The organism is Ramlibacter sp., from assembly GCF_035554825.1.
Classification (GTDB): domain Bacteria; phylum Pseudomonadota; class Gammaproteobacteria; order Burkholderiales; family Burkholderiaceae_C; genus Ramlibacter.
This window is the reverse complement of sequence record NZ_DATMHS010000002.1, coordinates 19,864-31,748: the sequence shown is the minus strand read 5'-3', so window position 1 is coordinate 31,748 and position 11,885 is coordinate 19,864. Positions and strand designations below refer to the sequence as shown.

The following is an 11,885-nucleotide window of genomic DNA, read 5'->3' as shown; positions in this document are numbered from 1 at the left end:
CCGTGCCGTTCAACGGCAAGCACCGCATCGTGGACTTCGTCCTGTCGAACCTGGTGAACTCGGAGATCTACTCCACCTACCTGCTGGTGCAGTACAAGTCGCAGTCGCTGATCGAGCACGTGCGCCAGTCGTGGACCATGGCGCGCTTCATCCCGCAGCACTTCATCACGGTGGTGCCGCCGCAGATGCGGCACGGCAAGGAGTGGTTCCAGGGCACCGCCGATGCGGTCGCCCAGAACATCCACCTGATCGAGAGCTTCCGGCCCGACATCGTCGCGGTGTTCGGCGCCGACCACATCTACCGCATGGACGTGCGCCAGATGATCGACTTCCACGTCCGGTGCGACGCGCAGGCCAGCGTGGCCACGCTGCCGGTGCGCCTGGACCAGTGCGACCAGTTCGGGATCGTCGAAACCGACGAGCACCATCGCATCGTCGAGTTCAAGGAGAAGCCGCGCACCGCCAGGCCGATGCCGGGCAGCCGCACCCACGCGCTGGCCTCGATGGGCAACTACATCTTCAACGCCGACGTGCTGCTCAAGGCCCTGCGCAAGATGCGCGAAAGCGGCGACAGCGACTTCGGCAAGCACATCCTGCCCTCCATGGTCAAGAGCCACAAGCTGGTGGCCTACGACTTCGACACCAACGTCATTCCCGGCACCGAGCCGTACGAGGAGCAAGGCTACTGGCGCGACGTCGGCACCATCGATGCGTACTACGACGCGCATTTCGACACGTTGGGCGCCGCGCCCAAGTTCCGCATGACCAACCGCCAGTGGCCGATCTACGCGAGCTCCGAGCCGGCCGAGTCGGCCCAGATCGAGAACGGCATCATCAACCGCTCGGTGGTCGGCTCCGGCAGCGTCATCGACGGCGCTTCGCTGGACCACGCGATGTTGCGGCGCTCGGTGCACGTCGAGCGTTCGGCCCGCCTGGAACACTGCATCATCATGGAGCGCTCGCGCATCGGCCGCGGCGCCCAGGTGCGCCGGGCGATCATCGACCAGGACAACGACGTGCCGCCGCTGGAGCGCATCGGCTTCAACCTGGAAGAGGACCGCAAGCGGTTCCACGTCAGCGAGGGCGGCGTCGTGGTGGTGCCCGCCGGCTACTTCCCGCCGCGCGCCCACGGCTCGTCGTTCATCGTTCGCGAATTCGACAGCGGCGCCGAAACCGTGCTGCGGCAGGAGGCGCTTGCATGACGGCGAAGGCCGTCGACAAGCCTTCCTCCGCCCGGCGTCCGACAGCTCCCGATCCCGGCCTGCCGCAGCGTTGCGAGCCCGGGCAGCCGTGGCCGCTCGGCGCGAGCCTGCAGCCGGAGGGGGTGAACTTCGCCGTCTATTCGAGCGTCGCCGAGCAGGTGGTGGTCTGCCTGTTCGACTCGACCGGCACCCGCGAGATCCGCCGCATCACCCTGCCCTGCTGCACCGACCACGTCTGGCACGGCTTCGTGCCCGGGCTGCGCGCCGGCTGCCGCTACGGCCTGCGCGTGCACGGCCCCTACGATCCGCCGCGCGGCGTGCGCTGCAACCCGCACAAGCTGCTGCTCGACCCCTATGCCAGGGCCATCGACCGGCCGCTGCGCGGCGCGGCGTGGCAGTACGCGTACAAGCTCGGCGGCCCGGACCGCGATCTGAAGATCGACACCGTGAACAACGCCGCGGGCGCCGCCAAATGCCTGGTGGTCGATCCGGCGTTCGACTGGGAAGACGACGCGCCGCCGCGGATCCCGATGGAGGACACCGTCTTCTACGAAACCCACGTGCGCGGCTTCACCATGCAGATGCCGGAGGTGCCCACGGGCCTGCGGGGCACCTTCGCCGGGCTGGCCACGGCGCCCGTCATCGAGTACCTCAAGCGCCTGGGCGTCACCTCGGTCGAACTGCTGCCGGTGCACGCGTTCAACGACGAGCGCCGGCTGATCGACATGGGACTGGCCAATTACTGGGGCTACAACACCGTCGGCTTCTTCGCCCCCGACCCGCGCTATTGCGCCGGCGGCGACTTCAACGACTTCCGGCGCATGGTGAAGGCGCTGCACAAGGCAGGGCTGGAGGTGATCCTCGACGTGGTCTACAACCACACCTGCGAGGGCAACAACCTGGGGCCGACACTGTGCTTCAAGGGCATCGACAACCCCTCCTACTACCGCCTGACCGACAACCGCCACCACTACCTTGATTTCACCGGCACCGGCAACACGGTGGACGCCAGTCATCCCGCGACGCTGCGCCTGATCATGGACAGCCTGCGCTACTGGGTGCAGGAAATGCACGTCGACGGCTTCCGCTTCGACCTCGCCCCGGCGATCAGCCGCAACGGCGCCGGTGCCTACGACCAGCGCTCGCCGTTCCTCAGCGCCGCGGCGCAGGACCCGGTGCTGCGCGGGGTCAAGCTGATCGCCGAACCCTGGGACATCGGCGACGGCGGCTACCAGGTCGGCGGCTTTCCGCTCGGCTGGGCCGAGTGGAACGGCCGCTACCGCGACACCATGCGCGACTACTGGCGCGGCGTGGACGGGTCGCTGCCCGAGTTCGCGGCCCGCCTCTGCGGCTCGGCCGACATCTACGCACCGGCCGGCCGGCGCCCCAGCGCCGGCGTCAACATGATCACCGTCCATGACGGGTTCACCCTGCACGACCTCGTGAGCTACAACGAGAAGCACAACGAGGCCAACGAGGAGGACAACCGCGACGGCGAGAGCCACAACCGCAGCTGGAACTGCGGCGCCGAGGGGCCGACCGACGACGCGGCCGTGCTCGCCCTGCGCGAGCGGCAGAAGCGCAATTTCATCGCCACCCTGTTCACGTCGCGCGGCGTGCCGCTGCTGCTGGGCGGCGACGAGATGAGCCGCACCCAGGGCGGGAACAACAATGCGTACTGCCAGGACAATCCGGTGAGCTGGATCGACTGGAGCGACGAACGCCGCAACGACCCGCTGCGCTCCTTCGCCGAAGCGGTGATGCGGCTGCGGCGCGAGTTCCCGGTGCTGCGCCACAACCGGTGGCTGAGCGGCGAGCCCGACGAGCAGGGCCGGCGCGACGTGAGCTGGTTCAGCGTATGGGGCCTGCCGATGACGCAGGAGGAATGGGACAACCCGGCGGTGCGCTGCGTCGCGGCGCTGCTCGATGGCCGGGTGGCGGCGGCGGCGCCGGGCGAAAGCGTGCTGCTGCTGTTCAACGCCAGCCCCGATCCGGTCTGGTTCACGCTGCCCGACGCCACCGTGGCGCCAGGCGAATGGACGATCCGCGTCGACACGGCGCAAGGGCACTTCGAACGCGAGGAAGCGATGACCATCGGCGCGGGCGGCAAGCTCGAACTGGAGTCGCGGGCCATGGCCGTGCTGACCCAGGTCCCCCGCGACCCCGAACCCCCGCAGGAGCCCGCCGATGCGCAGCCGGCATGACATGCCGTTCGGCGCTGCGCTGGCGCCGACAGGCGGCGTCGACTTCAGGCTCTGGGGACCGGCCGCGCGGCGGGTCGAGCTGGCGCTGGACGCGGGCGTCGGCATGCCGCCGCGCCTGGTGCCGGCGGCCTGCGATGCGGACGGCTGGTGGGAGTGCCACGTGGCCGATGCGACGGCCGGCACGCTCTACCGGTGGCACATCAACGGCGAACTGCTGGTGCCCGATCCGGCCTCGCGCCAGAACCCGCACGGGGTGATGCAGCCGAGCTGCGTCGTCGATCCGGCGCAGTTCGAGTGGGACGAGGACTGGACCGGGCGGCCGTGGTCGGAGGTGGTGCTGTACGAGATGCACGTCGGCGCCTTCACGCCCGAAGGCACCTTCGCCGCCGCCGGCGAACGGCTGGAGGACCTGGCGCGGCTGGGCATCACGGCGCTGCAGGTGATGCCGGTGGCGCAGTTCCCCGGCCGCTTCGGCTGGGGCTACGACGGCGTGCTGCCGTTCGCCCCGCAGCCGGCGTACGGCACGCCCGACGAATTCAAGCACTTCATCCAGCAGGCGCACCGGCTCGGGCTGATGGTGTTCCTGGACGTGGTCTACAACCACTTCGGGCCGGCCGGCAACTACCTGGGCCAGTACGCGCCGCAGTTCTTCTCGGAGACCCACGCCAGCCCCTGGGGCGCCGCCATCAACTTCGACGGCGGCGGCAGCCGGGTGGTGCGCGACTTCTTCATCCACAACGCGCTCTACTGGGTGCAGGAGTACCGCATCGACGGCCTGCGCCTGGATGCGGTGCATGCGATCGTCGACCGCAGCCGCCCGGACGTGGTCGAGGAGATTTCCCGCGCCGTGCGCGCGGCGACGCGGGGCCGCCACGTCCACCTGGTGCTGGAAAACGAGAACAACCACCACGGTCGGCTGTCGCCCACGCCGCGGCCGGGCCGTTTCGACGGCCAGTGGAACGACGATTTCCACCATGCGCTGCACGTGACCCTGACCGGCGAGACCCGCGGCTATTACCACGACTACGGCCGCGAGCCGCTCAACCTGCTGGCGCGCGCCCTCACCCACGGCCTGCTGTACGAGCCCTCGGAACGGCAGCCGGGCGGCGCGCGCCGCGAGCCGCGCGAGGCCCCGCCGCAGCCGCTGGGAACGATGGTGAACTGCGCCAACAACCACGACCAGAGCGGCAACCGCGCCCTGGGCGAGCGGCTGGGGCAGCTGGTCCCGCCGGGCGCCGCGCCGCTCGCGCTGCTGCTGTCGCTGCTCACGCCGGCGACGCCGATGCTGTTCTTCGGCGACGAGTTCGGCACCGATTCGCCGTTCCGCTACTTCGCCGACTGGCACGGCGAGTTGCGCGACGCCGTGCGGCGGGGCCGGCAGCGCGAGTTCGGCCACATGGCGCGCGCGGCCGACGGCACGCCGGTCGAACTGCCCGATCCATGCGACGCCGCCACCTTCGAGGCCAGCCGCCCGGATCGCGCGCACGCGCGCACGCCCGAAGGCCGGCGCGCGCTGCAGCTGGTCGCCGCGGCGCTCGCCGTGCGCCGCGAGCACATCGCGCCGCGCCAACCGCTGCTGCTCACCGGCCAGCACACGGCGCAGCGCCTGGCGGACACCGGCCTGCGGGTCTGCTGGCGCTATCGCGACGGCCAGATCCTGATGCTGGAGATCAACCTGGGGTCCCAGCCGCTGCACGTCCCGCTCGCCACGCCGCCGCTGGCGCAGGCGCGCGAGCTGCTGCACCACGCGTGGCCGGAAGGCACGCCGGACGAGGTGTGGCCCGCCTGGGCCGCCCGCTGGCTCATGGGCGCACCGGCCGTATGAGCGCAGCCGAAGGCACCGACTGCGTCGCGCCGGAGATCGCGCAACTTGCCGAGCAGTCCGGCGTGGCCCTGCGCTACGAGAGCTTCTGGCACGAGGACGTGGTGGTGCCCGAGCCGGTGCTGCGCCGGGCGCTGGCGGCAATGGGCATTGTCGGCGCGCCGCCGAGCCGGCCCGACGGCCTGCCGCCAGTGCAGCCGGCCGTGCCGGGCCAGCAGCTGCGCTGGCCGGCCCGGGAGGGACGGACCGTCGCCTGGACCCTGGCGCGCGACGAGGCGCCGGAGCAGGTGGCGCACCGCGGCATCGCGCTGCGCGAAGGCGACGAGCACGTGCTCGTGCTGCCCCCGGCCCTGGAGACCGGGTACTGGCGGCTGGTGGCGGACGACGACCAGCCCGGCTACAGCCTGCTGGTGGTCGCGCCCGAACGCTGCTGGGTGCCCAGCGGCCTGCAGCAAGGCGAGCGCTGGTGGGGCTGCACGGTGCAGCTGTATGCGCTGCGGTCCGGACGCAACTGGGGCATCGGGGACTGCGGCGACCTGCGGCGCCTGATCGAGGCGGCGGCGCGCCACGGCGCCTCCTTTATCGGGCTGAGCCCGCTGCACGCGCTGTTTCCGCACGCCCCGGCGGCGGCCAGTCCCTACAGCCCGTCGAGCCGAACGGCGCTCAATCCGATCTACCTGGACGTCCAGTCGCTGGTCGACCTGAGCGGCTGCGCCGCCGCGGTGGAACTGGTCCACTCCGAGGGCTTCCAGACCCGGCTGCGCGCGCTGCGCGAGACCGAGCTGGTCGACTATGCCGGCGTGGCCGCCGCCAAGCAGGAGGTGCTGCGGCTGCTGTGGCGCCATTTCGAGCAGCGGGACCTCGCCGGCAACACCTCGCGCGGCCAGCACTTCGCCAACTACGTGGCGCAGCGACGCGACACGCTCGCGCGCCACGCCCTGTTCGAGGCCTTGCAGGAGCACCTGTTCGCCGCCGACCCGCAGGTCTGGGGCTGGCCGGCCTGGCCGCGCGAGTACCGGGACCCGGGCTCGCCGGCGGTGCAGGCGTTCGAGCGCGAGCACGCCGGCGCCGTTCAGTACCGCTTCTGGCTGCAGTGGCTGTCGGAGCTGCAGCTCGAATCGGCGCAGCGCTACGCGCGCACCCTCGGCATGGGCCTGGGCCTGTATTGCGACCTGGCGGTCGGCGCCAACGAGGGCGGCGCCGAAACCTGGGAGCAGCCGGAGCTCTACGCGCTGGGCATGCACGCCGGCGCGCCGCCCGATCCGCTGAACACGCTGGGCCAGGACTGGGGACTGCCGCCGGTCAACCCGGTGGCGCTGGAAGCGGCCCGCTGCCGGCCCTTCATCGACATCCTGCGCGTCAACATGCGGCATGCCGGCGCACTGCGGCTGGATCACGTGATGGGCCTGATGCGGCTGTTCTGGACCGGCCCGGACGGCGGCACCTACGTGCGCTATCCGCTGGCGACGCTGCTGGCCATCCTGGCGCTGGAGAGCCACCGGCACCAATGCCTGGTGATCGGCGAGGACCTCGGCAACGTCGCGCCGCGGATGCGCGAGGCGATGCACGAACGCGCGCTGGTCTCGTACCGGCCGCTGCTGTTCGAGCGCACCGCCGACGGCGGCTTCCTGCCGCCGGCGCAATGGCAGCGGCAGGCGATGGCCGTGGTCAGCACGCACGACCTGCCGACCCTGCGCGGCTTCTGGCTGGGCGAGGACATCGAGCTCGCCGCCCGCCTGCGGCTCTATCCGAGCGAGGCGGCGCGCGAGGCGCTGGTGCTGGGCCGGGCCCAGGACCGGGCGCGCCTGCTGTTCGCGCTGCAGCACGAGTCGCTGCTGCCGCCGGGCGCCAGCGTGCAGGCCACCTCGGTGCCCGACGCCACGCCTGCATTCGTCGACGCCGTGTACGCCTACCTCGCCCGCACGCCGTGCTGGCTGCTGGGCGTGCAGCTGGAGGACGTGTCGGGCCAGTTGCTGCAGGTGAACGTGCCGGGCACCACAGAGGACGTCTATCCCAACTGGCGGCGCAAGCTGTCGGTGAGCGTGGAGGAGCTCGCCAGCGAGCCTCGCTTCACCTCGCTGGCGGCCGTGCTGCGCGCCGAGCGCAGCGGGCCGGCGCCGCTGGAGGAGACCGCCGCGCCGCTGCCGCCCCTGGACAGCGCCGACATCCCCGGCGCCACCTACCGCATCCAGTTCCACCAGGGCTGCACCTTCGAACAGGTCACCCGCGCCGTGCCCTACCTGCAGGCGCTGGGGATCAGCCATCTGTACAGCTCGCCGTACCTGCGGGCACGCCCCGGCAGCACCCACGGCTACGACATCGTCGATCACACCGCGCTCAATCCCGAGATCGGCGACAGCGCCGCCCACGAGCGGCTGTGCGACGCGCTGCGGCGCGCCGGCATGCGGCAGATGCTGGACGTGGTGCCCAATCACATGGGCGTGCTGGAGGCCGACAACGCGTGGTGGCTGGACCTGCTGGAACATGGGCCGGCCTCGGAGCATGCCGACACCTTCGACATCGAGTGGCAGCCGGCCGCGCTCGACACGACGGGACGCGTGCTGCTGCCGGTGCTGGGCGACCACTACGGGCGGGTGCTCGAGGCCGGCGAGATCCAGCTGCAGTTCGACCCGGCGGCCGGCGAGTTCTGCCTGCGCTACTACGCCCACCGCTTCCCGCTCGATCCCGCGCACTACCGCGACGTCTTCGACGTGCTGCCGCCGCCGGCGCCGCGCGACGAGCAGGAAGCCGACAGCCGGGCCGTGGTCGAGTCCCTGCTCGATTCCTTCGCCCGGCTGCCGCCGCGCGACACGCCCAGCGCGCCCGAACGCCGGGCCCGGGTGCGCGACGCCGCGATCCACAAGAAGAGCCTGGCGCGGCTGGCGCAGCAGCACCACTGGCTGCCCGGCTGGATCCGCGACTGCCTGGCGCACCTGAACGGGCAGGCCGGCGAGGCCGCGAGCTTCGACCCGCTCGACCGCCTGATCGCGCGCCAGGCCTATCGGCTGGCCGACTGGCGCGCCGCCAGCGACGACGTCAACTACCGCCGCTTCTTCGACGTGAACACGCTGGCGGCGCTGCGCATGGAGCGGCCCGAGGTGTTCGAGGCGACCCATCGCCTGCTGCTGCGCTGGCTGCAGGCCGGGCAGCTCGCGGCGCTGCGGATCGACCATCCGGACGGCCTGTCCGATCCGCAGCAGTATTTCCAGCGCTTGCAGACGCAGTACGCGCGCGGCGCCGCGGTCGCCGGCCACGAGCCGCGGGCGCTGTACCTGGTGGTCGAGAAGATCCTGGCGGAGCACGAGCAGCTGCCCGGCGCCTGGCCGGTGCATGGCGACACCGGTTATCGGTTCGCCGGCCTGGTGAACGGGCTGCTGGTGCCGGCCGCACAGGAGGAAGCGGTGGACCGCCTGGAGCGCGCCTTCACCGGCCGCCGCCAGGACTTCGACGAGATCGCCTACGACTGCCGCAAGCTGATCATCGGCAGCTCGCTCACCAGCGAGCTGGGCTGGCTCACCCAGGCACTGCACCGCATTTCGCAGGCGAACCGCCGCACCCGCGACTTCACGCGCACCCGGCTGCGGCTGGCGCTGACCGAAGTGGCGGCGGCGTTCCCGGTCTATCGCACCTACCTGCGCGACGGCGAGCCGCCGGCGGCCAGCGACCGGCAGCACACCGACTGGGCGGTCGCGGCGGCCAAGCGCCGGCTCGGCGGCGCCGAGGCGGGCGTGCTGGACCACCTGCGCGACGTGCTGTTCGGCGAAGGCGAGGCGGCGCGGGCCGACCCGCAGCAGCGGGCCCGTTTCATCGCGCGCTGGCAGCAGTTCACCGCGCCGGTGATGGCCAAGTCGATCGAGGACACGGCGTTCTACCGCTACCTGCGGCTCGCGTCGCTCAACGACGTCGGCAGCGATCCGCGCCGCTTCGGCATCTCGGTGGCCGCCTTCCACGCGGCGAACCAGGCCCGGTCGCGGTTCAAGCCGCATTCGCTGCTCGCCACCTCCACCCACGACAGCAAGCGCGGCGAAGACCTGCGCGCCCGCATCGACGTGCTGGCCGAGGATCCGCCGCTGTGGCAGGAGAGCCTGGCGCGCCTCGCCGGCCTGGCCGAGCGCTACGTCACCGAGACCGAGGGCGGTCCCGCCCCGAGCCGCAACGACGTCTGGCTGCTGTACCAGACGCTGGTCGGGCTGTGGCCGGCGACGCCGCCGGGCGACGCCGAGCGCGACCAGCTGCGCGAGCGGGTGCGCGCCTACATGCTCAAGGCGGCGCGCGAGGCCAAGCTGGACACCAGCTGGACCGCGCCGGTCGCCGCCTACGAAGAGGCGCTGGCGCGCTACGTCGACGCGCTGCTGCGGCCCGGCCAGCCCAATCCGTTCGCCGACGAACTGGACCGCATGGTGGCCAGGCTCGCGCCCTTCGGCTTTCGTAACAGCCTGGCCCAGGTCGCCCTCAAGCTCACGGCGCCGGGCGTGCCCGACATCTACCAGGGCTGCGAGCAGTGGAACTTCAGCCTGGTCGATCCCGACAATCGGCGGGCGGTCGATTTCGGGCGACTGGCGGCCGACCTGGCGGGGCTGCAGGCGCTGTATGCCGGCCGCTGGCCGCACGCCGCGGACTGGCAGCGCCTGCAGCGCGCAATCGGCGACGGCCGCCTGAAGCAGCTGGTCACCTGGCGGCTGCTGCAGTTGCGCCGCGCCTGGCCCGCCCTGTTCCGCGACGGCGCCTACACCTCGCTCGTCGTCGAGGGCGCGGCGGCCGATCACGCGGTGGCCTACGCGCGCCAGCAGCAGGACCAGGTCGTGCTGGTGGTCGCCGCCCGTCTGACCTACACCTTGTGCGGCGGCGAGGACGGGCGCTGGGGGCCAGCGGCATGGGGCGACACCGCCATCCGCTTCGACGAGCAGCAGTCGGCGCTCGGGCGCACGGTGTGGCGCGACTGGCTCACCGGCCGCGAGATCGAGCGGGGCACGCGGTCGGCGAACGCGCTGGCGCTGGCCAAGGTGTTCGCGGATGCGGATGCGCTACCCTTCGCCGTCCTGGTTCCCGCCCAAGGAGGTCCCGCCGCATGAACATCCTGTTCGCCACGCCGGAGTGCGCGCCCTACGTGAAGACCGGCGGGCTGGGCGATGTGAGTGCCGCGCTGCCGGCCACCCTGGCGCGCCTGGGCCACGACGTGCGGCTGCTGATGCCGGCCTACACGGGCTTGCGCGTCGCCGGCGAAGCGTTCGACACGATCGATATCCCGCCGGAGGGGCCCTTCCCCGCCGCGCAGCTGCTGCCGGTGAAGACCGACAACGGCGTCACGCTGCTGCTGCTGGCCTGCCCGGCGCTCTACCAGCGCAGCGGCGGGCCGTACATCGACGTGCAGGGGCGCGACCATCACGACAACGCGCTGCGCTTCGGATTCCTGAGCCGGATCGCCGCCGCGCTCGGCACGGACGCCAGCCCCTGCCGCGACTGGCGGGCCGACGTCGTGCATGCCAACGACTGGCCGTGCGGCTTCGCGCCGCTGTATCTGGCGCGCGCGCGGCTCGGCGGGCGCGCCGCGGCGGCGAGCGTGATGACGATTCACAACATCGCGTTCCAGGGCCTGTTCCCGATGTACGTCGCCGACCTGCTGGGGGTGCCGCACCACTGGCGCGGCATCGACGGCGTCGAATTCTGGGGCCACGTGTCCATGCTCAAGGCCGGACTGCAGTTCGCCGACGCGATCACCACGGTCAGTCCCACCTATGCGCACGAGATCCAGACCGAGCGCTTCGGCCTCGGCCTGCACGGCGTGCTGCAGGCGGGCGCCGGCCGCCTCACCGGCATTCTCAACGGCATCGACACCCAGGTCTGGAATCCGGCGCGGGACGAACTGCTGCCCAACCGCTACACCGCGCGCGACCTCACGGGCAAGGCCGCCGACAAGGCGGCGCTGCAGCGGCGCTGCGGCCTCGCCCTCGATCCGCAAGCGATGCTGTTCGGGGTGGTCAGCCGCCTCACCGCGCAAAAGGGGATCGACCTGGTGCTGCGCCACCTGGAGCCGCTGCTGGCGCAGGGCGGCCAGCTGGCGGTGCTCGGCCAGGGCGAGCCGGCGCTGCACGACGCCTTGCAGGCCGCGGCGCAGGCCAATCCCGGCGCGATCGCGGCCACCTTCGGCTACGACGAGAGCCTGGCGCACCTGATCGAGGCCGGCGCCGACTGCTTCCTGATGCCCTCGCGCTTCGAGCCGTGCGGGTTGAACCAGATGTACAGCCAGGCCTATGGCACTCCGCCGATCGTCTCGCCCACCGGCGGGCTGGTGGACTCGGTGGTCGATGCCACGGCGGACCCGCAGCAGGGCACCGGGTTCGTGATGGCGTCGGCCGATGCGGCGGGCTTCCAGGACGCGCTGGCGCGGGCGCGCCAGGCGTTCCGCGCGCCGGCGCAGTGGCGGCGCATCCAGGCCAACGGCATGGCGCGCGACTTCGGCTGGGAGCAGAGCGCAGCCCACTATGTCCGGGTCTACGAGCAGGCGCTGGAACGGGCGGGCCGAGGCTAACGTCGGCGGAAACATAGCGTAATTTCGTCACGTCATTCGACTGCGCCGGCCGGCCACGGCCGCAGTGGCGAACGTACCCGATCGCCCTCTGTTCCATGACACATGCGGTCGAGTTGCCCCGGCAGATC

At 71.8% G+C, this 11,885-nt stretch carries 5 protein-coding genes; all 5 read left to right on the top strand.

The window, feature by feature from the left end; translation table 11 throughout:
- Positions 1 to 1,202: glucose-1-phosphate adenylyltransferase (locus VNT59_RS00155; protein WP_325495428.1), on the top strand; the 1,202-nt coding region annotated here is incomplete at its 5' end.
- Positions 1,199 to 3,406 (top strand): glycogen debranching protein GlgX, encoded by a 2,208-nt coding sequence (gene glgX, locus VNT59_RS00150; RefSeq protein WP_325495426.1) that lies wholly within the window; start codon positions 1,199 to 1,201, stop codon positions 3,404 to 3,406. The genes VNT59_RS00155 and glgX, both read left to right, overlap by 4 nt.
- Positions 3,390 to 5,231, top strand: coding sequence for a malto-oligosyltrehalose trehalohydrolase (treZ, locus tag VNT59_RS00145; RefSeq protein ID WP_325495424.1), 1,842 nt, complete (start codon positions 3,390 to 3,392; stop codon positions 5,229 to 5,231). Before glgX ends, treZ begins: the two co-directional genes overlap by 17 nt.
- Complete coding sequence (locus VNT59_RS00140; protein WP_325495422.1) at positions 5,228 to 10,300, top strand: malto-oligosyltrehalose synthase; 5,073 nt, start codon at positions 5,228 to 5,230, stop codon at positions 10,298 to 10,300. Before treZ ends, VNT59_RS00140 begins: the two co-directional genes overlap by 4 nt.
- Complete coding sequence (gene glgA / locus VNT59_RS00135; protein WP_325495420.1) at positions 10,297 to 11,757, top strand: glycogen synthase GlgA; 1,461 nt, start codon at positions 10,297 to 10,299, stop codon at positions 11,755 to 11,757. Before VNT59_RS00140 ends, glgA begins: the two co-directional genes overlap by 4 nt.
- The last annotated feature ends 128 nt before the right edge of the window (positions 11,758 to 11,885 follow it).